A 24,296-nucleotide genomic window follows, 5' to 3' on the forward strand; every position below is an offset into this window, starting at 1 on the left:
CGGATGTAGATAGCTAAAACGGGGTTTGGTTCGGCCTGACACATGCTGAATGCACGCTTTGCGCCGTTTCCGAGCGCAAGACCGGGCAAAACTAGCACAGAGACGGGTAAATATCCGCCTCTACCTGGGCTTTTGGTCAGCTTTATCGCCTTAAAACCGTAAAAAACCGCTCCAGGGCGCCCTCCAGCCCCCCAAACTGCGACCCGGGGCTCAGGTGCGGTACACTTGGCGCCTTTGCGGGGTGAGTGCCCTGCCCTCTCATTACACACCGAGAAGCCCATGCCGATCCGTCATTGCATCGTCCATTTGATTGACAAAAAACCCGACGGTACGCCCGCTGTTCTCCATGCCCGTGACTCCGAACTGGCCGAGTCCCAAGCCATCGAGAACATGCTCGCAGACCTGAACGAAAGCTATAACGCCAAGCAAGGCAAAGCCTGGGGGTTTTTCCATGCCGAGTCCGGTGCGCACCCGTTCAGCGGCTGGCTCAAGGAATACCTCGATGGCGGTAAAGACTTCACCGCCTTCAGCCGCGTGGCCGTCGAGCATCTGCAAAAGCTGATGGAAGAGTCCAACCTCTCGGCCGGCGGTCATGTGCTGTTTGCCCATTACCAGCAAGGCATGACCGACTACCTGGCCATCGCCCTGCTGCACCACAGCGAAGGCGTGGCGGTGACCTCGGAGCTGGACGTGACCCCGTCGCGCCACCTGGACCTTGGCCAGCTGCACCTGGCTGCGCGGATCAATATCTCCGAGTGGCAGAACAACAAGCAGTCCAAGCAGTACATTTCGTTTATCAAAGGCAAGAACGGCAAAAAAGTTTCGGAATACTTCCGCGACTTTATCGGCTGCCAGGAAGGCGTCGACGGCCCGGGCGAAACCCGCACCCTGCTCAAGGCTTTCAGCGACTTCGTAGAGAGCGAAGATCTGCCGGAAGAGTCCGCCCGGGAAAAAACCAAGACCCTGGTCGACTATGCCAGCAGCCAGGCAAAAATCGGCGAACCGATGGGCCTAGAAGAGTTGTCCGAGCTGATCGACGAAGAACGCCCCAAGGCCTTCTACGACCATATCCGCAACAAGGACTACGGCCTGTCGCCGGAGATTCCGGCGGACAAACGCACCCTCAACCAGTTCCGTCGCTTCACCGGGCGTGCTGAGGGGCTGTCTATCAGCTTTGAAGCCCACCTGCTGGGCTCCAAGGTGGAATTCGACGAAGAAGCCGGCACGCTGGTGATCAAGGGCCTGCCGACCCAACTGCTCGACCAGCTCAAGCGCAGCAAGTAATGCTCAACGGGATCCTGAAGAAAGTCCTGTTTGTTCTGGTGGTCGTGGTCATTTTCCAGAACTGGGGCAAGATCGAGCGCGTACTCAACCCTTCAGGGGTCGTGTCCGAGCAAACCCGGGCCAGTGCCCGGGTGGTGCTGTACTCCACCGAGTGGTGTGGCTACTGCAAGGCGACGCGGCGGTTTCTGGATGAAAAAGGCATTCCGTTCAAGGAATTCGATATCGACAAGGACGCCAGCGCCCGTCAGGCCTACGAGGCGTTGGGCGGGCGTGGCATTCCGATACTGGATGTGAACGGCACGCTGATTCGCGATTTCAAGCCCGATGCGATATTGGCGGCGTTGAAGTAGAGCTCAAGAGCCCCTCACCCTAGCCCTCTCCCAAAGGGAGAGGGAACTGATTTTCGGTGTTCTCAAGGCCGCGTGCAGTCAGCTCCCTCTCCCTCAGGGAGAGGGAACTGATTGTCCCTGTTCTCAAGGCCGCGTGCAGTCAGCTCCCTCTCCCTCAGGGAGAGGGAACTGATTGTCCCTGTTCTCGAGGCCGCGTGCGGTCAGCTCCCTCTCCCTCCGGGAGAGGGTTGGGGTGAGGGCAAAAAATCTCCAGCCTGGCTCTGCACCAGGCACTCCTTGGCACTCTTCCTGAGCTTCTTGATCAGGCGCTCCTGGCGCAGGGCTTCACCCTTGTCCGGCCAGGACTCGACATACACCAGCGCCACTGCCGGGCTTGAAGCAAAAAAACGCGCGCCCTTGCCGGTTTGATGCTTGGCAAAACGGCGCACCGGGTCATCGCTGATACCGCAATACAAAGAGCCATTGGCGGCCCGCACAAGATACACAAACCAAGGTTTCCCGCTCACTTTCAGCGGCTGCCCTGAAAGGCCTTGAGCCCTTTTTTGGCCTGTGCCCGGATGGCGTTCTGCACCAGCGGTGTCCACCCCAGCAGCAAACCCTTGAGGCCCAGCGCCTGACGCGACCAGCGCCACAGGTCGAAGTGATCGTGATGCTCGCAAATCTTGCCATCACGAAATACAAAGCGCGCCTGGATATCATTGACCACCGTGGCCCCGGTCTGGCCAAACACATAGGTGGCCACCCAGTGCGCGCTGCCGCGCTGGCTGTCGGCCTGAACCTGATCGAAGGTGAGGCTGAAGTCCTTGGCCCGCGAAGTCAGCATGCGCCACATGTCGGCAGCGTTGTGGCCACGCAGTTCGCCAAACACCGGGTCGCTGAACACCACGTCGGTGGTGTAGCAATCAGCCATTGCCTGAGCATCAAGCCGCTGGAAGGCCTGGTAGAAACGAGTGATCAATGCTTGATGGTCCTGGCTCATGGCAGGCTCCGTGCGGGTCAGTAATGCGAGCACGATAATCTGCCATGAGCAGAAACACTATGGCCTCAGACTTTCTCGCTTTGCACATTCACATACAACGAGCGCCCGGCACCCAGCCCGGCGATGATCGCGCCCAGGCCGATAACGGCAAAAATCCAGCCCAATGCACTCCAGCCACCGGTCACTTCATGCACCACCCCTACGGCCAGCGGGCCCATCGACGCCACGGTATAACCAATGCCCTGGGCCATGCCTGACAGGTTGGCCGCAACGTGGGCATCACGCGAACGCAGCACGATCAAGGTCAAGGCCAGGCTGAACGTGCCGCCCTGCCCCAGGCCCAGCACGATCGCCCAGCCCCACAAGCCGTCGATGGGTGCATAAAGGCAGCCAAACAGCCCGGCCAGGGTCATGCCCATGACCAGCACAATGGCCAGCCGTTGATCCTTGCCCCGCGTAGCCATCCAGGGCGCCGTCAACGCCGTGATCAATTGCACGATCACCGAACCCGACATCACCAGCCCTGCCTGGGTCGGTGTCAGGCCACGACCAATAAGAATTGAAGGCAACCAGCCAAACACAATGTAGGACAACGAGGATTGCAGACCCATATACAGCGTCACTTGCCAGGCCAGCGGATCGCGCAACAAGCCGCGCACGCGATAAGCCACATTGTGTGTGCCCTGGCGCTTGCCCACTTGCGGCAGCCAGAACATCATCGCCAGCAATGCGGGCAAGGCCCAGAACCCCAACCCCATTGCCCAGCTCTGCCCAAGCGACTCGCTAAGTGGCACCGTGGCCCCCGCTGCCAGCGCCGCTCCCAGGCACAAGGCCATTGTGTAGACCCCGGTCATGGTTCCCGCATGCCCGGCGAAGTCACGCTTGATGATACCCGGCAACAACACACCGATAACGCCAATACTGGCCCCCGCCAGAATGCTCCCGGCGAACAGCCCCACCTCCCCCAGACAACTGCGCAGAACAATGCCTCCGCCCAGCGTCAGCAAAATCCCCAGCACCACCCGCTCTGTACCGAAACGCCGCGCCAGAATTGGCGCCAGCGGTGCGAACAGGCCCAGGCACAGTACCGGCAAAGTGGTCAGCAGCCCCGCCTGCGCCGCCGACAGGCCCAGCTTGTCCGAGACCTCACCCAGCAACGGCGCCATGCTCGACAATGCCGGGCGCAAGTTCAGCGCCACCAGCACCAGCCCCAACAGCAGCAGCCACGGGCGCAACACCACGGGTGGTGTGTGCTGCACTTGCTCGTCGTCGGCTTCGGCGTCGATCAGCAACTCTTCCAGCTCATCAAGATGACGAACGGGCTCGACGCTGGCATTGGCAATTGACGAGGGGTGGCTCATGGCGTGCTCCGGCTCAAGGTTCATTGATCAACGTCCGGCACAGCGCCATGGCCCGTTGCGGGTTTTGTTGTTCTACGGCTTGCAGCAGCTCGACGTGCAGGTCGAACACCTTTTGGCGACGCGGGTGAACATCCATCGTCTTGCGCAAATGATTAGTCACAACGCTTGCGGTGTAGCGATACAGCTCGCTCAAGGCCGGATTGTGGGCGGCATCGATCAGCCGCTGGTGAAACACCAGGTCGCAGCAAATATAGGCATCGAGCTCACCGTGATAGTGCTGGCCACTGGCATCGAGCGCCTGATGCAACAGGCGCAGGTCTTCGTCGGTGCGGCGCAAGGCCGCCAGGCCAACGGCTTCGACCTCGATGATGTGACGCATCTCCCGCCCCTGCTCCAGAGAACAGGATGACAACGCACGCAGGGTGTCCATCGGGTCGACGCGGCCACGCAGGTAACTGCCATCGCCCTGGCGAATCTCGATCAGCCCGGCGAATGCCAGTACGCGCATGGCCTCACGCACAGTGTTGCGGCTGATGTTCAGTTGCGTGGCCAGCTCGGGCTCGGTCGGCAAACGCTGCCCGACCTCCCAGGTACCGTTGTTTATTCGCGCGCGCAACTGCTCAAGGGCCTGGTCGACCAACGAGCGTTTGATGATGGGAGAAGCGTCTGTCATTGAATCCGCCCTTTCATCCAATCATAGGATGAATTTTCCTACATGTTATCCAGACACCTCTATGCAAGCAATCAACTACAGATTTAGAACCCCCAAAAAACGTTTATTAATCATTGAACTAAAAACCCTTTAAGGGTAATTTAAGGCATATCGAGGCGACCTCTTATGGAAAAGAAAACACCTCACTACAACCTCCAGTGCATTCAAGCCGATGTACAGCGGCTGGGCGCGGTAGCGTTCACCAAAAGCGCACTGGATGGCGGACGGACAATGGGCCTGACCCTCGCACAAATGCAGCGGGTCATTGCCTCCCTTGAGCGCAGGGCGTTGTATAAATCGATGTCGACCCACGCCGACCACAAGGTCTGGCAGGACGTCTACCACGCACACGCATGCGGTCTGGCCATTTATATCAAGGTGACCTATCGCCCCAGTGGAGGGCCACCAGTCATCGCCTTCAAGGAGAAAGACTTATGAGCAAACATGACTGCTACAGCTGCGGGGCCGCCAATGCGATGCAAGCCTTCAAGGGCCGCAGTTTCAATGTGAACTTCAAGCAATTGAACCGCATGGTCCATAGCCTGGCCGGGCGCGAATGCTCCGCGTGTGCAGAGATCGAATTCGATGCCCCCAGCGCAGAACGCTATGCTCAGGCAGGTGACGAACTTATCGAAGATGCCAAGCGAGTGATGGCAGAAGAGATGAAACGGATTAGACGCAAGCTGCACTTCACCCAAAAAAGTGCCGTGCAGTTGCTCTCGGGGGGCGGCCACAATGCCTTCAGCCGTTATGAGCGGGCCGAGGTAGAACCCCCTAAGCCCTTGTTTGTGCTGATGCGTCTGCTTGACCGTCATCCTGAACTGGTCCGGGAGCTGCAAGCCATCAACGAGTGCGCAGACATCAACGCGCTGCTGGTGCAAAAACAACAGCAGCGCGAAATCTGACACCTTTGCTTTGTAGCCGCTGACGAGCGCAGCGAAGCTGCGATCGGGCGGGCAGCGGCCGTTAACCTGTGATCCGGGTTTAAATGGCTGATTTTACGACTGCTGCGCAGTCGATCGCAGCCTCGCTTCGCTCCTCAGCGGCTACAAGCCCCGATCAATGCAAAATCTGATTGAGGAACAGTTTGGTCCGGTCATTTTGCGGGTTGTCGAAGAAGTCATTAGGGGCGGCCTCCTCGACGATTTCACCCTTGTCCATAAAGATCACCCGGTTGGCCACGGTGCGGGCAAAGCCCATTTCGTGGGTCACGCAGAGCATGGTCATGCCGTCTTCAGCCAGGCCGATCATGGTGTCCAGCACCTCCTTGACCATCTCCGGGTCAAGTGCTGATGTCGGTTCATCGAACAGCATGATTTTCGGCTTCATGCACAACGCCCGGGCAATCGCCACACGCTGCTGCTGGCCACCTGACAACTGCCCCGGAAACTTGTGCGCCTGCTCCGGAATCCGTACACGCTCCAGATAATGCATGGCAATTTCTTCAGCCTTGCGCCGGGGCATCTTGCGCACCCACATCGGTGCCAGGGTGCAGTTCTGCAGGATGGTCAGGTGCGGGAACAGGTTGAAGTGCTGGAACACCATGCCCACTTCACGGCGCACCGTCTCGATCTGCTTGATGTCGTTGGTCAACTCCACGCCATCCACCACGATGCGGCCCTGCTGGTGTTCTTCCAGACGGTTGATGCAGCGGATGGTGGTCGACTTGCCCGACCCCGAAGGCCCGCACAATACAATGCGCTCGCCCGGCTGCACGTTAAGGTTGATGTCCTTGAGCACATGGAACTGGCCGTACCACTTGTTGACGCCCTGCATCTGGATAATGCCTTCAGCGCTTGCAGGTTTTTTGATTGCTTCACTCATGTCGCACTACTCCTAACGCTTGTGGCCAGTGTCCAGCTTGTGCTCCAGATGCATGGAGTAGCGGGACATACCAAAACAGAAAATCCAGAACACCAATGCTGCAAACACATAGCCTTCAGTGGCCATGCCCAACCATTTCGGGTCGGCGGCGGCCTGCTTGACGCTGTTGAGCAGGTCGAACAACCCGATGATGATCACCAGGCTGGTGTCCTTGAACAGGGCAATAAAGGTGTTGACGATGCCGGGGATCACCAGCTTCAGGGCCTGCGGCAAAATCACCAGGCCCATGCTGCGCCAGTAGCCCAGGCCCATTGCCGCAGCCGCCTCGTACTGCCCCTTGGGGATGGCTTGCAGACCACCGCGCACCACTTCAGCCACATACGCCGACTGAAACAGGATCACGCCGATCAAGGCCCGCAGCAGTTTGTCGAAGTTCATGCCCTCGGGCAGAAACAGCGGCAACATCACCGAGGACATGAACAGCACGGTAATCAGCGGCACACCGCGCCAGAACTCGATAAAGGTCACGCACACCACACGAATGGCCGGCATGTCCGAACGTCGGCCCAACGCCAGCAAGATCCCCAATGGCAAGGCACCGGCAATACCCACCGTGGCAATGACCAGGGTCAGCATCAGGCCGCCCCACTGGCTGGTGGCTACGTTGGCCAGGCCCCAGTAACCGCCGTGCAGCAAGGTGTACGCCAGGATCGGGTACAGCACCAGAAAGCCCAGGCCATAGATTGCCTTGTGCTTGAAGCGCGAGATAAACAACGGCGCTGCGCCCACCACCGCCAGCCACACGGTCAGGTCAACGCGCCAGCGCAGTTCGGGCGGGTAATAGCCATACATGAACTGGCCAAAACGCTGCTGGATAAACACCCAGCAGGCGCCCTCTTTGGTGCAATCCGCCTGGGTGCTGCCCACCCAGTTGGCATCGAAAATCGTCCAGCTCAGCAGCGGCGGCACGATCAGCCAGACCAGGTAAAAGGCAAACAGGGTCAGCAGGGTGTTGAGCCAACTGGAGAACAGATTGGCCCGTGCCCAGGCGACAATGCCGATGCGGTTGCCCGGCGGCGGCATGTCGGGTTTGAAAACATGAGTGGTCATAGTCCCGTCCTCATCGCTCGATCAGCGCAATACGCGTGTTGTACCAATTCATCAGCAGCGAAATGCTGATGCTGATGGCCAGGTAAACGCTCATGGTGATGGCAATGACTTCAATCGCTTGCCCGGTCTGGTTGAGTACCGTACCGGCAAACAGTGAAACCATTTCTGGGTACCCGATACCCGCCGCCAGGGACGAGTTTTTAACCAGGTTCAGGTATTGGCTGGTCAACGGCGGAATGATTACCCGCAACGCCTGCGGGATGATCACCTTGCGCAACGTCGGCCCCGGGCGCAGGCCCAGCGAACGGGCGGCTTCGGTCTGGCCGTGGCTGACCGACTTGATCCCCGATCGCACGATTTCAGCAATAAAGGCTGCGGTGTAGACCGTCAACGCAATGGTCAACGCCAGCAGTTCCGGGATCAGCACCCAGCCACCGACAAAGTTGAAACCCTTGAGCTGTGGCATTTCCCAATGCACCGGGGTGCCGAACAGCAATACGCACAGGCCCGGGATCGCCAGCAGCAGGAACAGCCCGACCCAGAACTTGTGGAACGGCTCGCCGGTATCTTCGAAACGCTTGTTGGCCCGGCGGACCATCAGCACCACGGCCACGATCGCCAGTACCACACTGGCCACAAACGGCCAGAAGGCCTCTGTGCCCACAGCGGCCGGCATGTTCAGGCCCCGGCTGCTCATATAGAAGGTGTCCGCGAAGTTGTGGCTGTTGCGTGGCCCCGGCATGGTCAGGAAGACCGCGAAGTACCAGAACAGGATTTGCAGCAAGGGCGGGATATTGCGAAAGACCTCGACATACACCGTGGCCAGCTTGCTGATCATCCAGTTCGACGACAAACGCGCCACACCGATGATAAAACCCAGGATCGTGGCCAGGACAATACCGATCACAGACACCAGCAAGGTGTTGAGCAAACCGATCAAAAAGACCCGGGCGTAACTGTCGGACTCGGTGTAATCAATCAGATGTTGCGCAATGCCAAACCCGGCACTGCGCTCAAGAAAGTCAAAACCCGAAGTAATGCCGCGATGCTGCAAGTTGGTCTGGGTATTGTTGAACAGGTACCAGCCCAGGAAGACCACCAGCGCGACGGTGACGATCTGAAACAACCACGCACGCACGCGGGGATCGCCAAGGCTGAGCCTGGGCTTGGGTGCGCCGACTTTAATATGCATGAGGTGCCCCTAACAATGGATCAGACTACATCACCCGGCAGTTGGCCTGCCGGGTGAAAGGGCTATCAGCGCACTGGAGGTGCGTATTGAATGCCGCCGTTATTCCACAAAGCGTTCAGCCCGCGGTCGATGGCCAGAGGAGTGCTTTTGCCGAGGTTTTTCTCAAAGACTTCGCCGTAGTTGCCCACCTGGCTGACGATCTGCACCACCCAGTCTTTTGGCAGTTTCAGGTCTTTGCCGTATTCGCCGTCAGCACCCAGCAAGCGGGCCACGTCCGGGTTTTTGGTCGACTTGGCTTCAGCCAGGACGTTTTTCGAAGTGATGCCGGCTTCTTCAGCATTGAGCATGGCGAACAGGGTCCACTTCACGATGCTGAACCAGTCTTCGTCGCCCTTGCGCACCACAGGGCCCAGGGGCTCCTTGGAAATGGTTTCAGGCAACACGACATAGTCGTTCGGGTTCGCCAGTTTGCTGCGCTGGGCGTAGAGCTGCGACTTGTCGGAGGTCAACACGTCGCAACGGCCGCTTTCCAGCGACTTGGCGCTTTCATCGGAGGTGTCGAAGGTGATCGGGGTGTACTTGAGGTTATTGGCGCGGAAGTAATCCGACACGTTCAACTCGGTAGTCGTACCGGCCTGGATGCAGATGGTTGCACCGTCCAGTTCCTTGGCGCTTTTTACGCCCAGCTTGTTGTTGACCAGAAAGCCAACACCGTCGTAATAGGTGACACCGGCAAACACCATGCCCATGCCCGCATCACGGGAACTGGTCCAGGTGGTGTTGCGCGACAGCACGTCCACTTCGCCCGATTGCAGCGCGGTGAAACGCTCCTTGGCGTTCAACTGGCTGAACTTGACCTTGGTGGCATCGCCAAATACGGCCGCGGCCACTGCACGGCACACATCGGCATCGATGCCCATGATCTTGCCGTCCTTGTCAGGTACCGAAAAACCCGGCAAGCCGTCGCTCACGCCACATTGCACAAAGCCTTTCTTTTTAACGCTGTCCAGGGTTGCGCCGGCGTGGGCAAAACCACTGGCACTGAGTAACACAATGGCTGCGGTGGCCAGGGCCAGGGTGGATTTCAACTGCTTCATTCAAACCTCCAGTGCTGCTTTTTTTGTGTTTGAACAAGGCCCGCCGCCCCCTTGTGAGGCACTGTTGACCCATGTCGGCTTTTTTTTGGGTCAAGCGGCATAAGCCTTGAGCGATGGGTGCATCGCACGAACCGTCAAACTGAAGCGCTCACTTGAGCTGTTGAATTCCTTGTCTAACTTCAACCTCGGGATTTTTGCAGTCCCCCCTTCGGCAGTAGCCTGTTAGTGTTACCGCCCAAGGGGATTGCATTCACGTCCCTGTCCACATAGCAAAGCGCGTACCACTCCTGCGGCTTAAGTAAGTTCAGTAGGAAATGCAGGAAAAAACGTTCAAGCACGCGACATAATCTGTAACTTTTAGCCGATCAAGCACACTTGTAGCGCACCCGGTTTGCGCACACGCACAATGATGGAGCAGCCATGACCCAACCACTGATCATCCACCCCCAAAAGACCGCCGACAGCTGTGTTATCTGGCTCCACGGCCTGGGTGCCGACCGCTATGACTTCATGCCGGTCGCCGAGATCCTGCAACAATCGTTGCTGACCACCCGCTTTGTCCTGCCCCAGGCGCCGACCCGCGCCGTGACCATCAATGGCGGTTATGCCATGCCCAGCTGGTATGACATCAAGGCCATGAGCCCGGCCCGCTCGATCAGCGAAGAAGAACTCGAAGAGTCGGCCGACATGGTCATTGGCTTGATCGAAGCCCAGCGCCAGAGCGGCATCGATGCCAACCGGATCTTCCTTGCCGGTTTTTCCCAGGGCGGCGCCGTGGTGTTCCATACCGCTTACCTGAAATGGCAGGGCCCGCTGGGTGGCGTTATAGCCCTATCCACCTATGCACCGACGTTCAGCGACACTCTGCCTTTGTCGGCCAGCCAGCAACGAATCCCGGCCTTGTGCCTGCACGGGCAGCACGACGATGTAGTACAAAACGCTATGGGCCGTACGGCTTATGAGCGCTTAAAGGCTGCAGGTGTTTCGGTTACATGGCAGGAGTACCCAATGGGCCATGAAGTGTTACCAGAAGAAATTCACGATATCGGCACCTGGCTGGCGAAACGCCTGAGCTAAAACCGTAACATCCTGTCGTTCACTACACGCCGAGCACGCGACTTGCATTACACTGCCCGGCGTACACTCCTTAACCAACTGATGAGATGACCGTGCTCAAAGCACTCAAAAAAATATTCGGTAAAAGCGAGGCTGAGCCGCTCGCGCCAGCATCCATTACACCTTCGAGCAACGCCAGGGCGCGAACCGACGCGCAAAAGCCTGGCCGTCCTGCTCACGTTCCAGCTCCCGCTCCTGCGCCGGTGAACACCCCTGACGCACAGCCCGCTGCCGAACAACCGCCTGTCGAAAAACCAAAAATTGCCAAGCCTCGGCGTGCGGCGGCCCCTAAGCCACCCGTTATTCCCTGGAAACTCGAAGACTTCGCCGTCGAGCCGCAAGAAGGCAAGGTCCGCTTTCATGACTTCAAGCTCGCCCCCGAGCTAATGCACGCCATCCAGGACCTGGGGTTCCCGTACTGCACACCGATCCAGGCGGGTGTGCTGGGCTACACCCTGGGCGGTCGTGACGCCATTGGCCGCGCCCAGACCGGCACGGGCAAAACCGCTGCGTTCCTGATATCGATCATCAGCCAGCTGACCCAGACCCCACCGCCCAAAGAGCGTTACATGGGCGAACCGCGTGCGCTGATCATCGCCCCGACCCGTGAACTGGTGGTGCAGATTGCCAAGGACGCAGCCGACCTGACCAAGTACACCGACCTCAACGTCATGACGTTCGTGGGCGGCATGGACTTCGACAAGCAGCTCAAGCAGCTGGAAGCCCGGCATTGCGACATCCTGGTGGCCACACCGGGCCGCTTGCTGGACTTCAACCAGCGCGGCGAAGTGCATCTGGACATGGTCGAAGTGATGGTGCTCGACGAAGCCGACCGCATGCTGGACATGGGTTTTATCCCGCAAGTACGTCAGATCATTCGTCAAACACCGCCAAAGGCCGAACGCCAAACGCTGTTGTTCTCCGCGACCTTTACCGAGGATGTGATGAACCTGGCCAAGCAATGGACCACCGACCCGGCCATCGTCGAGATCGAATCGGTCAACGTCGCCAGCGACATGGTCGAGCAGCACGTCTATGCCGTTGCCGGTGCCGACAAGTACAAGTTGCTGTTCAACCTGGTCAATGACAACGGTTGGGAACGGGTGATCGTGTTCGCCAACCGCAAGGACGAAGTACGCCGCATCGAAGAGCGCCTGGTGCGTGATGGCATCAACGCCGCCCAGTTGTCGGGTGACGTGCCACAGCACAAGCGCATCAAGACGCTCGAAGGTTTTCGTGAAGGCAAGATTCGCGTGCTGGTGGCCACGGACGTGGCCGGTCGAGGGATTCACATCGACGGTATCAGCCATGTGATCAACTTCACCCTGCCTGAAGTGCCGGATGACTATGTACACCGCATTGGCCGTACCGGCCGTGCGGGGGCCAGCGGTGTGTCGATCAGCTTTGCCGGTGAGGACGACTCGTATCAGTTGCCCTCGATCGAAGCCCTGCTGGGCCGCAAGATCAGCTGCGAAACGCCACCGACCGAGCTGCTGCGCCCTGTGGTGCGGGTTGTGCGCAAGCCGCAGGAGCCGACTGCAACGGCCTGATACGCAAATCTGTAGCCGCTGCCGAGGTACGAGGCTGCGATGGGCTGCGAAGCGGCCCCGCTTTTTGAAGGGCCTGCGGCCCTTATCGCAGCCTGCGGCAGCGGCTACAGCATTGCCCTACTTCCAGCGCTGCGCTGCCACTTCATCGCTCACCCGCCCCTCCACCCAGCGCGGGCCGTCAGCGGTCTGTTCTTTCTTCCAGAACGGCGCGCGGGTTTTCAGGTAGTCCATCACAAACGCACAGGCCTCGAACGCCGCCTGGCGATGGGCACTGGCCACTCCCACAAACACGATCGGCTCACCCGGTTCCAGTGCACCCACACGGTGCAGCACTTCAAGCCCGAGCAATGGCCAACGCTGCCCCGCTTCGTCCACGATCTTGCCCAGGGCCTTTTCGGTCATGCCCGGATAATGCTCCAGAAACATCCCCGCCACGTCACGACCATCATTGAAATCGCGCACATAACCGACAAAGCTCACCACCGCCCCCACGCCCAGATTCGCGGCGTGCAATGCGTTGACTTCAGCGCCTGGGTCAAAGGCCGCCGTTTGCACCCGAATGGCCATGATCAGCCTCCGGTCACGGGCGGGAAAAACGCGACTTCGTCGCCGTCTGCCAACGCTTCGTCGAGCTTGCACAGCTCTTCATTGCGCGCACACATCAGGTTGGGCTCGGCCAGCACCTGCCAGGCACCACCGCGTTGCGCCAGGTACGCGCGCAACTGCTCAATGGAGGCAAACTCGCCCTCCACCGCTTCGCCATCCAGCCCCAGGGCCTCGCGATAGCGGGCAAAGAACATCACGTTGAGCTTCATGCCGGATCCGCCTGAAAGTGCCCACTCTTGCCACCGAGTTTTTCCAGCACGCGCACGCTGTCGATGGTCATGCCGCGGTCAACCGCCTTGCACATGTCATAAATCGTCAGGGCCGCCACGCTGGCGGCAGTCAGGGCTTCCATCTCGACGCCGGTCTGCCCGGACAATTTGCAGCGCGCCACGATCAGCACGGCATCGTTGCCCTGGGCGGCGAGTTCAACCTTGACGCTGGTGAGCATCAACGGATGACACAGCGGGATCAGGTCCGAGGTTTTTTTCGCCGCCTGGATCCCGGCGATCCGCGCCACGGCGAACACATCGCCCTTGGGATGGCCACCACTGATGATCATGTCGAGGGTTTCTGGGCGCATGCGCACCACAGCTTGTGCCACAGCTTCACGGGAGGTCACCGCTTTGTCGGTGACATCGACCATATTGGCGCGGCCTTGGGAATCTAAGTGTGTCAGCACAGGAAGGTACTCCAGACAGGAGCACCGATTGTAAACCCGAGGCTCGGCACAAGGCCATCGACCCCGCGAATACCGGGCATCAGGATATGGAATTGGCCGCCTGCAGGCTATCGCCGTACAAAGGTCGAAACTCTGGAGACGTGCTTATGCCATTTTTTATTGCCATTGCCCTCAGCCTGCTGGCGGGCGCCGCAGTGCCCCTGCAGGCGGGCAGCAATGCCCGCCTCGGTGTCGTGCTGGGCCACCCCTTTTGGGCCACCGTGGTCTCACTGCTGATCAGCAGCCTGGCAATTGCGCTGGTGATGCTGATCGTCAAAGTGCCCCGCCCCAACCTTGCGGCCCTGCTCAGCGGTCCCTGGTGGATCTGGCTCGGTGGGCTGGCCGGGGTGTTTTACATCACGGTGGCGCTGATCAGCGTGCCACGCCTGGGCGCGCTGAATTTCATCATGGCGGTGGTGGTGGGCCAGTTGGTTATCTCGATGCTGATCGACTACTTCGGCTTGCTGGGCTTACCAAAAAACACGCCCAGCCTGCAAAAACTGCTGGGGGTCAGCGTGGTGCTGGCGGGTTTTGTGATTGCCTCACGGGGCTAATGGCGCACTCACCTGGCGCACCCGATCACGCAGCCAGCGATGGGCCGGGTCTTCGTTGAACCGCGGATGCCAGACCTGCACATAGTTGAACGGCGCCACGCTCATGGGTGGCGCCAGCGCGATCAGCGAATCACCGAATGACAGGTTGTCCAGGGTACGGGTAGCCACGGTGAGGATCAGGTCAGTACCGGCAATCATCCCCGGAGCCGTGCCCCAGTGCGGGACATTGACCGCAACCCGGCGCTGCAACCCTTGAGCGCGCAACACGTTGTCCACTTCGCCCTGGGTGTTGCCATCCGTCGACACCAGCAGGTGCGGACGGGCCAGGTAGCTGTCCAGGTCAAGCACGCCATTGTCCGGCAGCGAATGACGATTGAGCAGGCAGGTGAAGGTTTCTTCAAACAGCACATCGCTGCAGATATCCGCAGGCAGCGTGGGGAATACGCCCACGGCCAGATCGATCTTGCCCTGCTCGACCTGCTCCAGCATGCCCAAACGGCTGTCCTGGGTGACGACCAGCGAGGTGTCCGGGGCCAGTTTGCGCAGTTGCACCAACAATTTTGGCAACACAATGGCCGCGCCGTAATCGGACATGGCCAGGCGAAAGGTGCGCTGTGAGTTTGCCGGCACAAAGTCGATGGACTGGCCGAACAGCGTTTCGACCTGCCCCAGAATGGATTTGAGTGGTGCCTGGAGATTTTGCGCCAGGGCGCTTAGCACCACCTCGTTGCCGTGGCGAATCAGCAACGGATCGTCCAGCAGCAACCTGAGCTTGTTCAGTGAGTGGCTGATGGCCGGCTGGCTCAAGTGCAAGCGGACACCGGTGCGGGTTACGTGTTTTTCCGTGAGCAGCGCATCGAGCACCACCAGCAGATTCAAATCGATATTACGCAGTAACACCTGACGCTCCTGTCTTGACCCACTCCAGGGCAGCGCTGCATTGCCCGGCGCGCCACCGCCGACAGCTTACCTGAAGCCAAAACAGCCGTGGGAGCGGGCTTGCTCGCGATGAAGCCGACGCGGTATCCCGAAGACACCGCGCCACGCTCATCGCGAGCAAGCCCGCTCCCACAGTCAATGGGTTACAAATGCGATTCGGCGTATTCGGCCAGAATCGAGCGAGGCACCCCTTGCAGCGCGATATGCACGCCGTTGGGGAAGTCTTTGAAACGCTCCGTCAGGTAGGTCAACCCCGAGCTGGTGGCTGACAGGTAAGGGGTATCGATCTGTGCCAGGTTGCCCAGGCACACCACTTTGGAACCTGCACCGGCACGGGTGATGATGGTTTTCATCTGGTGCGGTGTGAGGTTTTGACACTCGTCAATCAGGATCAGGCTCTGCTGGAAGCTGCGACCGCGGATGTAGTTCAGGGATTTGAACTGCAACGGCACCTTGCTCAGGATGTAGTCGACGCTGCCGTGGGTGTTTTCGTCATCCATATGCAGGGCTTCAAGGTTATCGGTGATGGCCCCCAGCCAAGGCTCCATTTTCTCGGCTTCGGTGCCCGGCAAAAAGCCGATTTCCTGGTCCAGCCCCTGCACGCTGCGGGTACAGATAATCCGCCGGTAGCGCTTGCTGACCATGGTTTGTTCGATTGCCGCCGCCAGCGCCAGAATGGTTTTACCCGAACCCGCCGCACCCGACAGGTTGACCAGGTGAATGTCCGGGTCGAGCAAGGCAAACAGCGCCAGGCCCTGGTAAATATCCCGGGGCTTGAGCCCCCAGGCTTCCTGGTGCAGGAGCGGTTCCTGGTGCATGTCGAGGATCAGCAACTGGTCCTTGCGCACCTCCTTGATCCAGCCGACAAAGCCCTGCTCATCAATGATGAATTCATTGATATGCACCGCCGGCAGGTTTTCGTTCATTTGCACCTGGTGCCAGGTACGCCCGTGCCCCTGGCGGGTCTCGACCTTGTTGACACGATCCCAGAACGAACCGGTCATGGTGTGATAGCCACGCGACAGCATCGACACGTCATCTACCAGCTGGTCGGTGCTGTAGTCCTCGGACTCGATCCCGCAGGCCCGGGCCTTGAGGCGCATGTTGATGTCTTTGGTCACCAGCACCACGCGCAACTTCGGCTCACGCGCGTGCAAGTCAATCAACTGGTTGATGATGATATTGTCGTTGAGGTTTTCGGGCAGCAGCGCGTTGGGTTCGCGACGCTTGCTCATCATGATCGACAGGTAGCCCTTGGGCGCGCCTTTGCCACGCTGGATCGGCACACCCTTTTCGACGTCATCGGGGGTGGCAACCCCCAGCAACTGGTCAATCAGGCGAATGGCCTGGCGGCACTCGGCTGCCACCAGCAGTTTGCCGGTTTTGAGCTTGTCGAGCTCTTCGAGCACCGTCATGGGGATCGCGACGTGGTGTTCCTCGAAGTTAAGCATTGCGTTTGGATCGTGAATCAGAACATTGGTATCGAGTACATAAAGGATTGGCTGGTTGGAAGAAGGAGTGCGTCCGTGATCATCCATACTCGGTCACCTTTGTGGGAGCCATTCGACGCAATACCGCAACAGTGCTGCGCCTCGAAGTGACTGCCGTATGCCCTGCCCGATGGGGTCCTGGAAGACGCCACCTGTGTCGCAGGTTTCGGCCGTCTGTCTTCGTAATACTCCTAAACGTGTGACAAAAAAAAGCTTTTTTGGCGTTTGGCGACTTTATTTTTTTGAGTGACGAATAGCCTTGGCGGATGACCAAAGCACAGCTAGAGTCAGGTATTAACCCCATGTTTCTACAGAACTTCGCAGTCTTCCCAACCCAGGCCACTTTGCGCCGTCGCCTTGAGCAACCAGGGCAATGCGCCGCGCACCTTGTCCTGGGTATCATGAAACTTGATCACCCCGTGGCGCCACAACAGCATCAGGGTCAGCACCCGCTGGGCTGACTGTTCGGCACTCAGGTTGGCCGCCATGTCCTGGGCATCGATATCCCACAGCGACACCTGCATGCCCTGGCCCTGGAAAAAAACGCCGCTATCTGCCCGACGTTGCCCATAGGGCGGGCGGAACTGGGCCAGGTAGTTGTGCGGCAAAACCTGTTTGACCAAGGCCACGCTGCGCAGGATCGAGTCCTGCCAGGCTTGCCAGTGGCTGTGGGAGCGATATTCCCAGCCCTGCACGCCCACGCACTGGCCCTTGTACAGCGCTTGCAGCGCCCGCTCGCCGCCCTTGTCCAGACGCACCTGCACACTGTTGCCCAGCACAAAGAACTGGCCGCTGATGGACTGTTTGCGCAAATAGTCGGTCAGCCAGTCGGTGGTGCCCGGCACCTGGCTGGGGCCGCTGTCGAAGGTCAACAGAAACAGCCGGTCATGCATGCCCTCGCCGTTACGCTCCTGCTCGCCGAACACCTCGATTTCGCTGCTGATTTGCGGGAACAGTGCGGCCTTGCGCAGCTGCTCATCCAGATAGCGCTGATGAAATTCACCGCTGGGTTGGGCCCAGGCGACATAAAACGAATCGTCGGCGATGGCGAACTTGCCCGCCTGTTCACGCAGACTGTCCATGCTGTCGACGTAATAGCAAAACGAAGCGTCCTGGTCGCAGCTCTGCTGGGCAACGTTGTAGTTGCTCAACAGCTGCTGCCACATCCGCTTGCGCACGGTATCGATGGCATCCGGATTGATGGTCTTCAGGCCCAGGCGCTGCTTGAGTGCGCTTTCATCCAGTACTTCGCTGGCCAGCAAGGCATGGGCAAAGGCCAGGATTTCGGCGCGTGAGGCCACATCGAACAGGGCCGGGCTGGTGAGTTGCTCGGGCCAGGTGCCGCGATCCAGCGTCGCCGCTTCATTGGGCGCCGCAGTTGCCCCCAGGCACATCAGCCAGGCCGAAAAAAAAACAGCAATGCGCACAGATTCATCTCCCTGTGAAAACTGGCTGCACTATAACCCCGCTCCCACACGTCGTGGTGCGCGCATCTATTGGCGTCATAGGTGGAGTCAAACCGCCCAACCCCCTAGAATCCCCCGACGCTAAAAGGAGACGACCCATGCTGATGGTGATTTCACCCGCCAAAACCCTCGATTACGAAACGCCGCCGGCCACTGCGCGTTTCACCCAGCCGCAGTACCTGGACCATTCCCAGGAACTGATCGAGCAATTGCGCGAACTGAGCCCGCAACAGATTGGCGAGCTGATGCATTTGTCCGACAAGCTGTCGGGCCTTAACGCAGCGCGTTTCGGCAGCTGGACGCCCGCGTTCACCCCTGAAAATGCCAAGCAGGCACTGCTGGCCTTCAAGGGCGATGTGTACACCGGTCTCAACGCCGTGGACTTCAACGAAGCGGATTTCGACTACGCGCAAAACCATCTGCGCATGCTTTCGGGCCTGTACGGTCTGCTGCGCCCGCTGGACCTGATGATGCCCTATCGCCTGGAGATGGGCACCAAGCTGGCCAATGCCCGGGGCAAGGACCTGTATGCGTTCTGGGGCACGCAAATCAGTGAATGGCTCAATCAGGCGCTGGCCGAGCAAGGCGATGACGTCTTGCTCAACCTGGCGTCCAACGAATACTTCAGCGCAGTAAAAAAATCGGCCCTGAACGCGCGCATCATCAATACCGAATTCAAGGACCTGAAAAACGGCCAGCACAAGATCATCAGCTTCTATGCGAAAAAAGCCCGGGGCATGATGAGCCGGTTTGTGATCAAGGAGCGCATCAACAACCCCGAACACCTCAAGCAGTTTGATGCCCAGGGTTATCGCTTCAGCGCCGAACAGTCGAAGCCGGATTTGCTGGTGTTTTTGCGCGACCATGCCCCGCAGTGACAGCGCTGCATGCCTCATGCTGGTAAGTTATAGGTATTCCCTGCCAGAGGCGCGGCCATGTTCATCGGCGTATTACTGATCATCACCTGGCTTGTCCTGTTGCTGCGCTACCCGGCCAAGGCCTTGCCGGTTTCGCTGGCCGCCGTGCTGGGGCTGGCAATCGTGGCAGCGTCAGTGGCGTGGCTGGACAGTCGAGAAGCGGCGCAGCTGGCACGCTTGGAGCTGCGCATCGTCTATGACCCCGCGCAGTGCCCGGCAGACCGCCCGCTGCAACTGACCCTGCAAAACCACAATGACGTACCTCTGCTCGAGCTTGGCTGGCGCGTCGCCGCCTATGCACCGGGCGACACCGTCAACCTGGCCGACAACCTCTATACCGCCCCGCGCTACCGCGGCCCCGGCGAACTGCAAGCCGGGGCCAGCTGGCAGGACTGCCTGCCAATGCCGCCGCTGCGCGCCGGTTATCGCCCGCAAACCCTCGAGTTTCGCGCCGAACGCCTGCAAGGCAGTTTTTCCAATTAAGGATGTTCCCATGCGTGTTTTGATCACCGGTTGTTCCAGCGGTATTGGCCGCGCTCTGGCCGATGCCTTCAAGGCGGTCGGGCATGACGTGTGGGCCTGCGCCCGCAAACCTGAGGATGTGGCGCGATTGGCGACGGCAGGGTTCAACGCCGTACTGCTGGACGTGAACGACCCGCAGGCATTGACGCATCTGGCCGGGCAACTGGAGCACGCAGGCGACGGGCTGGACGTGCTGATCAATAACGCCGGCTACGGCGCGATGGGGCCGTTGCTCGATGGCGGCGTCGAAGGTATTCAACAGCAGTTTGAAACCAATGTATTTTCCATCGTCGGCGTTACCCGCGCGCTGTTCCCGGCGCTGCGCCGCAACCAGGGGCTGGTGGTCAATATCGGCAGTGTTTCCGGCGTGCTGGTCACCCCGTTTGCCGGTGCCTACTGTGCCTCCAAAGCTGCAGTACATGCCTTGAGCGATGCCCTGCGCATGGAGCTGACGCCTTTTGCCATTGGCGTGCTGGAGGTGCAGCCAGGCGCCATAGATACCAGCTTCGCGAAAAATGCCAGCGCCCAGGCCGAGCAACTGATCGACGAGGGCTCTGCATGGTGGCCCATGCGCGACGGTATTCGCGCCAGGGCCAGGGCCTCGCAGGACAACCCCACATCAGCAACTGCCTTTGCAGATGCGGTGCTCAAGGCCGTGGTCAAACCCAAACCACCGAGGCTGCTGCGCTACGGCAATGGCAGCCGCGCCCTGCCGCTGCTGGCTGCGCTGGTGCCCGGCGCACTGCTGGAAAAAATCCTGATGAAACGGTTTGGCCTCAATACCCGAATCTGAGGCCTCCAATCACCTGTGGGAGCGGGCTTGCTCGCGATACCGGCGGCGCGGTGTTCCAGTTAAACCGCGTCGATGCCATCGCGAGCAAGCCCGCTCCCACAAGGTCTGCTCAGGCATGACTTTTCATAAAATCGATAAACACCCGCACCTTCAGTGGCAAATGCCGTGTATCGGGGTATAGCGCGTACACCCCCTGGCGGGTCAGTTGCCACTCGGGCAACAGACGCACCAGTCGCCCGGCCTGCAAGTCATCCTCGATCAACCAGTCCGGCAAGATCGCCACACCCTGCCCCGTCAGCGCAAACGCCTGCAAGACCGATGAGTTGTCCGCCTTGATCCGCGCCAGCGCAGGGTTGGGCTGGTAGGGCCTGTTTACACCGCTACACACCTCGGTAATGCTCAATTCCCCCACCCGCCCATGCTCCAGCCACGATGTTTGCTCAAGGGCTTGCACGCTGTTGATCGGCGCCACACGGGCAACGAACGCCGGTGAGGCCACCGGCAGAATCTCGAAGGTACTCAACTGCACGGCACGATGGCTGGAGTCGAGCACCCGTCCGAGCCTCAAGGCTACGTCAAAACGCTCGGAGATCAGATCCGCGTGGGTCGAAGAGGTCGACAGCTGGACATTCAGGTCAGGGTGCAAGGCGCGAAACAGCTCCAGCGCCGGCACCACTTTGGCCAGCGCATATTCCACCGTGGTAGTGATGCGTAACGTGCCCTTGAGCTCGGTGTGCTCGCTGCGCGCTTCGTCAATCGCCAGGCGAGCCGCTTCCAGCATGCCCAGGCAATGCACGTAAAAACGCTCCCCCGCTTCAGTCAGCGCCAGCCGCCGGGTGTTACGCGTGAGCAGGGTCACGCCCAGCTCAGCCTCGAGGCGCTTGATATTGAAGCTGACCACGGCACGGGTTTGCCCCAGTAAATCAGCCGCTGCGGTAAGGGAACCGGCTTCGACCACGGCCTTGAAGGTGTCGAATCGATCGAGGCTGACCATGAATAAACCCGTAGATTGTCAAAATATTTTTGACAATCTAGCAGCCGGTGGACGGTTCCTCCACAGGCAAAAGCTGCTTACTGTGCGCTCTCCTGACTGGGAGCCAATCATGGCCTATCGCAACAAGATCGCACTGGTGTATTTGCTGGGCTTTGCCCTGGATCTGGTGAACATGTTCGCCGCCGCCATTGCCTACCCCGCTATCAGCCAGGAGCTACAGGCTTCGGTTACGCAGCTGGCCTGGGTCGGCAATGCCTATATGCTCGGCCTGACCCTGATCATTTTACCCAGCGTATGGCTGGCAGCCGTGTTTGGCGCAAAGCGCCTGATCCTGACCTCGCTGCTGATGTTCAGCGTGGCGTCATGGTGCGTAGCGCAGTCGGCCACCATTGAAGCCCTGATTGGCTGGCGTCTGCTGCAGGGGCTGGCGGGTGGTTTGTTGATTCCGGTGGGGCAAGCCCTGGTGTATCGACACTTTCCCGTGCGGGAACGGGCACGCCTGACTTCGGTGATCTTGCTGGTCGCGCTGCTGGTGCCCGCATTGTCGCCAGCCGTAGGCGGTTGGGTGGTCCAGGCAGGGTCGTGGCGCTGGCTGTTTTACGCCAATCTGCCACTGGCCCTGCTTGCCCTGTTGCTGGCCGCTTGCTGGCTTGCCTCGCACCCCCGCCCTGCTTCGCGCCCTGCGCTGAGTTATCAAAGCGTGGCGGTGGGCGCCCTGAATATGGCGCGTTTGCTCAAAAGCCCGCTGCTGCGCGTCGCCATGCTGACCTATCTGTTTATTCCCGGAATTTTTATCGGCACTCAGCTGGTGAGCATTCTGTATCTGCATCAACTGGGCTTGAGCCCTGCGCAAACGGGCGCGCTGATGCTGCCCTGGGCGCTGGCATCGGCACTGGGCATCAGTTTGAGCCGTTACCAATTCAACCGTCTGGGGCCAAAGCCGCTGCTGGTACTGGGCATGACAGCCCAAGCCCTTGGCATCGGTTTACTGACCCGGATCGATGCTCCAGACACATGGCTGCCAATTGCCCTGTATGGGCTGATGGGCTTTGGTGGCAGCCTGTGCAGCAGCACTGCGCAAAACACCGCCTTTATCGATATCACGCCCGAGCATATGGGCCATGCCAGCGCGCTATGGAACATCAACCGGCAGTTGAGTTTTCTGCTCGGCCCGGCCCTGATGATGGCCCTGTATGGCACATTGACCGCAATCACCTCGACGCCCCACGCCTTTGCCCTATGCTTTGCCATCGGTTGTGCGTTGACGCTGGTGCCGCTGGTTCCCGTTCTACGCCTTGATACATCCCGCGTGCTGGCCTTGCTCGCACCCTGACCTGGAGATTGTGATGAGTGATTACAAGAGCTACTTCGACCTGGTAAACGAAACCCACGTCGAGATTGAAGGCTGGTTTTCCGGCCTGGAACCCGGCGTACTACCCGTTTTACTGGGCCGTTTTTCGCCGCAGTTTTCGATGATTGCGCCCAGCGGCACAGTGCTGGATATCGATGGCGTAGAAGCGCTGTTTGAACAACTGCGCGGTGCGCGCCCGGGCTTGAACATCACCCTCAGCGAGTTCAAGGGCATTGCCCTGCATGCGGGCGGTGCCGTGGTCAGCTACCGCGAGCTACAGGAAGAGCATAACGGCAACCGCACTGATCGGCGCGCTACCGTGGTGTTTGAAAAAGACGCCAGCGGCAAGGTGCTGTGGCGTCATTTGCATGAGACGTTTTGCGTGGCGTGAACCCCAGCCTCGCTCTTGTGGGAGCGGGCTTGCTCGCGATCGCATCGACACGGTTTTCCAGCAAGACCGAGCTGAGTCAATTGCGAGCAAGCCCGCTCCCACATTAACTTTACTCGGCCTTGCCCTGATCCACGATCACCGTACAGGTCGTTCCCGCTGCCAGCAGGAAGCCATCGGGGATTTCGTCAATGTGAATGCGCACCGGCACCCGCTGGGCCAGACGCACCCAGTTGAACGTCGGGTTAACGTCAGCCACCAGCTCACGGCTTTCGGGGTTATCGCGGTCGTAGATACCCCGCGAGATGCTTTCCACATGCCCCTTCAATACTTCACCGCTCATCATTTGCAGGTCGGCTTTGTCGCCCACGCGGATATGCGGCAGTTTGGTTTCCTCAAAGAAGCCATAAACCCAGAACGAATCCTGGTCGATCACGGCCATTTTCGGATCGCCCACCCGCGCATAGTCGCCGCGATGCACATTGAGGTTGGTCACATAGCCATCGACCGTGGCCAGAACTTTGGTGCGCTTGAGATTAAGCTGCGCCGCGTCCAGTTGCGCCAGCGCGTGCTGATAGTCGGCCAGGGCCGAGTCGGCAATGTTGCTGGCGTCGTCACGGTTCTCGCGCGAGATCACCAGGCTGTCCATATCGGCCCGGCGATGGGCGTTGACCTTGCGCATTTCCCAGGTCGCCTTGCGGGAAGCCACCAGCGACTGGGCTTGCTTGACCATGATTTCGTAGTGTTCAGGGTCGATTTCCAGCAGCACATCGCCCTTTTTCACCAACTGGTTATCCTTGACCGGCACCCCGACCACATAGCCGTTGACGTCGGCAGCCACGTTGATGATATCGGCCCGCACCCGTCCATCACGGGTCCACGGGGTGTTCATGTAATGTTCCCACAGGGTTCGGCCGATCCATATCGCAAGGGCCAAAACCAGCAAGGTGGCAAGCAGGCTGAAGAACTTTTTCATCGGATCG

Annotated in this window: 29 protein-coding genes and 1 pseudogene; 14 read left to right on the forward strand and 16 right to left on the reverse strand. The window is 59.6% G+C overall.

Annotated features, from left to right (window positions below; all coding sequences use genetic code 11):
• The first annotated feature begins 279 nt into the window (after positions 1–279).
• Positions 280–1,284 carry a nucleoid-associated protein YejK gene (gene yejK, locus BLU25_RS09755; RefSeq protein WP_016781887.1) on the forward strand — a complete coding sequence of 335 codons (1,005 nt, stop codon included), beginning with the start codon at positions 280–282 and terminating at the stop codon, positions 1,282–1,284.
• Entirely contained in the window at positions 1,284–1,634 is a 351-nt protein-coding gene (locus BLU25_RS09760; RefSeq protein WP_016781886.1) for a glutaredoxin family protein, read from the forward strand. Before yejK ends, BLU25_RS09760 begins: the two co-directional genes overlap by 1 nt.
• A gap of 200 nt (positions 1,635–1,834) precedes the next feature.
• On the opposite strand, the gene BLU25_RS09765 is transcribed toward BLU25_RS09760, so the two are convergent.
• The 4 genes from BLU25_RS09765 to BLU25_RS09780 all read right to left on the reverse strand — a co-directional run bounded on the left by BLU25_RS09765 (position 1,835) and on the right by BLU25_RS09780 (position 4,647).
• Positions 1,835–2,146 (reverse strand): GIY-YIG nuclease family protein, encoded by a 312-nt coding sequence (locus BLU25_RS09765; RefSeq protein ID WP_037001480.1) that lies wholly within the window; start codon positions 2,144–2,146, stop codon positions 1,835–1,837.
• Positions 2,143–2,613, reverse strand: a complete 471-nt coding sequence (locus tag BLU25_RS09770) for a nuclear transport factor 2 family protein (protein ID WP_016781884.1) — start codon at positions 2,611–2,613, stop codon at positions 2,143–2,145. Before BLU25_RS09770 ends, BLU25_RS09765 begins: the two co-directional genes overlap by 4 nt.
• A 65-nt stretch (positions 2,614–2,678) precedes the next feature.
• A complete protein-coding gene (locus BLU25_RS09775) occupies positions 2,679–3,998 on the reverse strand; it encodes an MFS transporter (RefSeq protein WP_029611544.1) in 1,320 nt (439 codons plus the stop codon).
• Positions 3,988–4,647, reverse strand: coding sequence for a FadR/GntR family transcriptional regulator (locus BLU25_RS09780; RefSeq protein ID WP_016781882.1), 660 nt, complete (start codon positions 4,645–4,647; stop codon positions 3,988–3,990). The genes BLU25_RS09775 and BLU25_RS09780 overlap by 11 nt, the downstream gene beginning before the upstream one ends.
• Before the next feature lie 165 nt (positions 4,648–4,812).
• Here BLU25_RS09780 and BLU25_RS09785 point away from each other — a divergent pair, with 165 nt between their 5' ends.
• Both BLU25_RS09785 and BLU25_RS09790 read left to right on the forward strand, forming a co-directional pair.
• A complete protein-coding gene (locus BLU25_RS09785; RefSeq protein ID WP_016781881.1) occupies positions 4,813–5,124 on the forward strand; it encodes a type II toxin-antitoxin system MqsR family toxin in 312 nt (103 codons plus the stop codon).
• Positions 5,121–5,591, forward strand: coding sequence for a type II toxin-antitoxin system MqsA family antitoxin (locus tag BLU25_RS09790; protein ID WP_016781880.1), 471 nt, complete (start codon positions 5,121–5,123; stop codon positions 5,589–5,591). Before BLU25_RS09785 ends, BLU25_RS09790 begins: the two co-directional genes overlap by 4 nt.
• A gap of 154 nt (positions 5,592–5,745) precedes the next feature.
• On the opposite strand, the gene BLU25_RS09795 is transcribed toward BLU25_RS09790, so the two are convergent.
• The 4 genes from BLU25_RS09795 to BLU25_RS09810 form a co-directional block, all read right to left on the reverse strand.
• Positions 5,746–6,510, reverse strand: a complete 765-nt coding sequence (locus BLU25_RS09795) for an amino acid ABC transporter ATP-binding protein (protein WP_016781879.1) — start codon at positions 6,508–6,510, stop codon at positions 5,746–5,748.
• A 12-nt stretch (positions 6,511–6,522) separates the two neighbouring features.
• The gene (locus tag BLU25_RS09800) at positions 6,523–7,620 is read right to left on the reverse strand and encodes an amino acid ABC transporter permease (RefSeq protein WP_016781878.1); all 1,098 of its coding nucleotides are present in this window, start codon (positions 7,618–7,620) and stop codon (positions 6,523–6,525) included.
• 10 nt (positions 7,621–7,630) lie between these two features.
• Complete coding sequence (locus BLU25_RS09805) at positions 7,631–8,812, reverse strand: amino acid ABC transporter permease (protein WP_016781877.1); 1,182 nt, start codon at positions 8,810–8,812, stop codon at positions 7,631–7,633.
• 65 nt (positions 8,813–8,877) lie between these two features.
• Positions 8,878–9,909, reverse strand: a complete 1,032-nt coding sequence (locus tag BLU25_RS09810) for an amino acid ABC transporter substrate-binding protein (RefSeq protein WP_016781876.1) — start codon at positions 9,907–9,909, stop codon at positions 8,878–8,880.
• 420 nt (positions 9,910–10,329) lie between these two features.
• On the opposite strand from BLU25_RS09810, the gene BLU25_RS09820 reads away from it, so the two are divergent.
• Positions 10,330–10,986: an alpha/beta hydrolase gene (locus tag BLU25_RS09820; RefSeq protein ID WP_016781875.1), complete on the forward strand. Its 657-nt coding sequence runs from the start codon at positions 10,330–10,332 to the stop codon at positions 10,984–10,986.
• An 86-nt stretch (positions 10,987–11,072) separates the two neighbouring features.
• Complete coding sequence (rhlB, locus tag BLU25_RS09825) at positions 11,073–12,575, forward strand: ATP-dependent RNA helicase RhlB (protein ID WP_083369620.1); 1,503 nt, start codon at positions 11,073–11,075, stop codon at positions 12,573–12,575.
• Positions 12,576–12,692: 117 nt separating this feature from the next.
• Here the strand turns inward: rhlB and moaE are convergent, their stop codons facing one another.
• From moaE to moaC, 3 genes are read right to left on the reverse strand one after another with little or no spacing between them, the layout of a single operon-like run.
• Positions 12,693–13,142 carry a molybdopterin synthase catalytic subunit MoaE gene (gene moaE, locus BLU25_RS09830; RefSeq protein WP_083369621.1) on the reverse strand — a complete coding sequence of 150 codons (450 nt, stop codon included), beginning with the start codon at positions 13,140–13,142 and terminating at the stop codon, positions 12,693–12,695.
• A gap of 2 nt (positions 13,143–13,144) precedes the next feature.
• A complete protein-coding gene (gene moaD / locus BLU25_RS09835) occupies positions 13,145–13,390 on the reverse strand; it encodes a molybdopterin converting factor subunit 1 (RefSeq protein ID WP_016781872.1) in 246 nt (81 codons plus the stop codon).
• Positions 13,387–13,860 (reverse strand): cyclic pyranopterin monophosphate synthase MoaC, encoded by a 474-nt coding sequence (gene moaC / locus BLU25_RS09840; protein ID WP_016781871.1) that lies wholly within the window; start codon positions 13,858–13,860, stop codon positions 13,387–13,389. Before moaC ends, moaD begins: the two co-directional genes overlap by 4 nt.
• Positions 13,861–14,006: 146 nt before the next feature.
• Between moaC and BLU25_RS09845 the strand changes: the two genes are divergently transcribed.
• On the forward strand, positions 14,007–14,453 hold the full coding sequence (locus BLU25_RS09845; protein WP_016781870.1) for a DMT family transporter: 447 nt from the start codon (positions 14,007–14,009) through the stop codon (positions 14,451–14,453).
• On the opposite strand, the gene BLU25_RS09850 is transcribed toward BLU25_RS09845, so the two are convergent.
• From BLU25_RS09850 to BLU25_RS23400, 3 genes are all read right to left on the reverse strand, one after another.
• Positions 14,442–15,353, reverse strand: coding sequence for a LysR substrate-binding domain-containing protein (locus tag BLU25_RS09850; RefSeq protein WP_083369622.1), 912 nt, complete (start codon positions 15,351–15,353; stop codon positions 14,442–14,444). The genes BLU25_RS09845 and BLU25_RS09850 overlap by 12 nt on opposite strands.
• A gap of 182 nt (positions 15,354–15,535) precedes the next feature.
• Positions 15,536–16,930, reverse strand: coding sequence for a PhoH family protein (locus BLU25_RS09855; RefSeq protein WP_029611542.1), 1,395 nt, complete (start codon positions 16,928–16,930; stop codon positions 15,536–15,538).
• A 260-nt stretch (positions 16,931–17,190) separates the two neighbouring features.
• A complete protein-coding gene (locus BLU25_RS23400; protein ID WP_156883331.1) occupies positions 17,191–17,406 on the reverse strand; it encodes a polysaccharide deacetylase family protein in 216 nt (71 codons plus the stop codon).
• Positions 17,407–17,472: 66 nt separating this feature from the next.
• Between BLU25_RS23400 and BLU25_RS23405 the strand changes: the two are divergent.
• The 5 genes and pseudogenes from BLU25_RS23405 to BLU25_RS09875 all read left to right on the forward strand — a co-directional run bounded on the left by BLU25_RS23405 (position 17,473) and on the right by BLU25_RS09875 (position 20,580).
• Positions 17,473–17,544: pseudogene (locus BLU25_RS23405) on the forward strand.
• A gap of 60 nt (positions 17,545–17,604) precedes the next feature.
• A complete protein-coding gene (locus BLU25_RS23410; protein ID WP_156883332.1) occupies positions 17,605–18,177 on the forward strand; it encodes a hypothetical protein in 573 nt (190 codons plus the stop codon).
• 269 nt (positions 18,178–18,446) lie between these two features.
• A complete protein-coding gene (yaaA, locus tag BLU25_RS09865) occupies positions 18,447–19,226 on the forward strand; it encodes a peroxide stress protein YaaA (RefSeq protein ID WP_016781866.1) in 780 nt (259 codons plus the stop codon).
• Between the two features lie 57 nt (positions 19,227–19,283).
• On the forward strand, positions 19,284–19,748 hold the full coding sequence (locus tag BLU25_RS09870) for a multidrug transporter (RefSeq protein WP_016781865.1): 465 nt from the start codon (positions 19,284–19,286) through the stop codon (positions 19,746–19,748).
• 10 nt (positions 19,749–19,758) lie between these two features.
• Complete coding sequence (locus BLU25_RS09875) at positions 19,759–20,580, forward strand: SDR family oxidoreductase (RefSeq protein ID WP_016781864.1); 822 nt, start codon at positions 19,759–19,761, stop codon at positions 20,578–20,580.
• Between the two features lie 109 nt (positions 20,581–20,689).
• Here BLU25_RS09875 and BLU25_RS09880 read toward each other — a convergent pair whose 3' ends face one another.
• Positions 20,690–21,574, reverse strand: a complete 885-nt coding sequence (locus BLU25_RS09880) for a LysR family transcriptional regulator (RefSeq protein WP_016781863.1) — start codon at positions 21,572–21,574, stop codon at positions 20,690–20,692.
• 109 nt (positions 21,575–21,683) lie between these two features.
• Here BLU25_RS09880 and BLU25_RS09885 point away from each other — a divergent pair, with 109 nt between their 5' ends.
• Together BLU25_RS09885 and BLU25_RS09890 are read left to right on the forward strand one after the other, a co-directional pair.
• Positions 21,684–22,907, forward strand: a complete 1,224-nt coding sequence (locus BLU25_RS09885; RefSeq protein WP_016781862.1) for an MFS transporter — start codon at positions 21,684–21,686, stop codon at positions 22,905–22,907.
• Positions 22,908–22,920: 13 nt separating this feature from the next.
• Complete coding sequence (locus tag BLU25_RS09890) at positions 22,921–23,316, forward strand: hypothetical protein (RefSeq protein WP_016781861.1); 396 nt, start codon at positions 22,921–22,923, stop codon at positions 23,314–23,316.
• Between the two features lie 109 nt (positions 23,317–23,425).
• Here the strand turns inward: BLU25_RS09890 and BLU25_RS09895 are convergent, their stop codons facing one another.
• Entirely contained in the window at positions 23,426–24,289 is an 864-nt protein-coding gene (locus BLU25_RS09895; protein ID WP_016781860.1) for an efflux RND transporter periplasmic adaptor subunit, read from the reverse strand.
• Between the last annotated feature and the right edge of the window lie 7 nt (positions 24,290–24,296).

This window comes from Pseudomonas fragi, from assembly GCF_900105835.1.
GTDB classification, from domain to species: domain Bacteria; phylum Pseudomonadota; class Gammaproteobacteria; order Pseudomonadales; family Pseudomonadaceae; genus Aquipseudomonas; species Aquipseudomonas fragi.

What these genes read in the sequence shown, in the direction of transcription:
- rhlB (WP_083369620.1), top strand. Translation starts at nt 11,073, where the DNA reads ATGACCGTGCTCAAAGCACTCAAAAAAATATTCGGTAAAAGCGAGGCT.
- BLU25_RS09770 (WP_016781884.1), bottom strand. Translation starts at nt 2,613, where the DNA reads ATGAGCCAGGACCATCAAGCATTGATCACTCGTTTCTACCAGGCCTTC.
- BLU25_RS23400 (WP_156883331.1), bottom strand. Translation starts at nt 17,406, where the DNA reads ATGCAGGTGTCGCTGTGGGATATCGATGCCCAGGACATGGCGGCCAAC.
- BLU25_RS09760 (WP_016781886.1), top strand. Translation starts at nt 1,284, where the DNA reads ATGCTCAACGGGATCCTGAAGAAAGTCCTGTTTGTTCTGGTGGTCGTG.
- BLU25_RS09790 (WP_016781880.1), top strand. Translation starts at nt 5,121, where the DNA reads ATGAGCAAACATGACTGCTACAGCTGCGGGGCCGCCAATGCGATGCAA.
- moaD (WP_016781872.1), bottom strand. Translation starts at nt 13,390, where the DNA reads ATGAAGCTCAACGTGATGTTCTTTGCCCGCTATCGCGAGGCCCTGGGG.
- BLU25_RS09810 (WP_016781876.1), bottom strand. Translation starts at nt 9,909, where the DNA reads ATGAAGCAGTTGAAATCCACCCTGGCCCTGGCCACCGCAGCCATTGTG.
- BLU25_RS09775 (WP_029611544.1), bottom strand. Translation starts at nt 3,998, where the DNA reads ATGAACCTTGAGCCGGAGCACGCCATGAGCCACCCCTCGTCAATTGCC.
- BLU25_RS09885 (WP_016781862.1), top strand. Translation starts at nt 21,684, where the DNA reads ATGGCCTATCGCAACAAGATCGCACTGGTGTATTTGCTGGGCTTTGCC.
- BLU25_RS09855 (WP_029611542.1), bottom strand. Translation starts at nt 16,930, where the DNA reads ATGGATGATCACGGACGCACTCCTTCTTCCAACCAGCCAATCCTTTAT.
- BLU25_RS09875 (WP_016781864.1), top strand. Translation starts at nt 19,759, where the DNA reads ATGCGTGTTTTGATCACCGGTTGTTCCAGCGGTATTGGCCGCGCTCTG.
- BLU25_RS09895 (WP_016781860.1), bottom strand. Translation starts at nt 24,289, where the DNA reads ATGAAAAAGTTCTTCAGCCTGCTTGCCACCTTGCTGGTTTTGGCCCTT.
- BLU25_RS09880 (WP_016781863.1), bottom strand. Translation starts at nt 21,574, where the DNA reads ATGGTCAGCCTCGATCGATTCGACACCTTCAAGGCCGTGGTCGAAGCC.
- BLU25_RS09800 (WP_016781878.1), bottom strand. Translation starts at nt 7,620, where the DNA reads ATGACCACTCATGTTTTCAAACCCGACATGCCGCCGCCGGGCAACCGC.
- BLU25_RS09890 (WP_016781861.1), top strand. Translation starts at nt 22,921, where the DNA reads ATGAGTGATTACAAGAGCTACTTCGACCTGGTAAACGAAACCCACGTC.
- moaE (WP_083369621.1), bottom strand. Translation starts at nt 13,142, where the DNA reads ATGGCCATTCGGGTGCAAACGGCGGCCTTTGACCCAGGCGCTGAAGTC.
- BLU25_RS09870 (WP_016781865.1), top strand. Translation starts at nt 19,284, where the DNA reads ATGTTCATCGGCGTATTACTGATCATCACCTGGCTTGTCCTGTTGCTG.
- BLU25_RS09795 (WP_016781879.1), bottom strand. Translation starts at nt 6,510, where the DNA reads ATGAGTGAAGCAATCAAAAAACCTGCAAGCGCTGAAGGCATTATCCAG.
- BLU25_RS09785 (WP_016781881.1), top strand. Translation starts at nt 4,813, where the DNA reads ATGGAAAAGAAAACACCTCACTACAACCTCCAGTGCATTCAAGCCGAT.
- BLU25_RS09805 (WP_016781877.1), bottom strand. Translation starts at nt 8,812, where the DNA reads ATGCATATTAAAGTCGGCGCACCCAAGCCCAGGCTCAGCCTTGGCGAT.
- yejK (WP_016781887.1), top strand. Translation starts at nt 280, where the DNA reads ATGCCGATCCGTCATTGCATCGTCCATTTGATTGACAAAAAACCCGAC.
- BLU25_RS09820 (WP_016781875.1), top strand. Translation starts at nt 10,330, where the DNA reads ATGACCCAACCACTGATCATCCACCCCCAAAAGACCGCCGACAGCTGT.
- BLU25_RS09780 (WP_016781882.1), bottom strand. Translation starts at nt 4,647, where the DNA reads ATGACAGACGCTTCTCCCATCATCAAACGCTCGTTGGTCGACCAGGCC.
- yaaA (WP_016781866.1), top strand. Translation starts at nt 18,447, where the DNA reads ATGCTGATGGTGATTTCACCCGCCAAAACCCTCGATTACGAAACGCCG.
- BLU25_RS09845 (WP_016781870.1), top strand. Translation starts at nt 14,007, where the DNA reads ATGCCATTTTTTATTGCCATTGCCCTCAGCCTGCTGGCGGGCGCCGCA.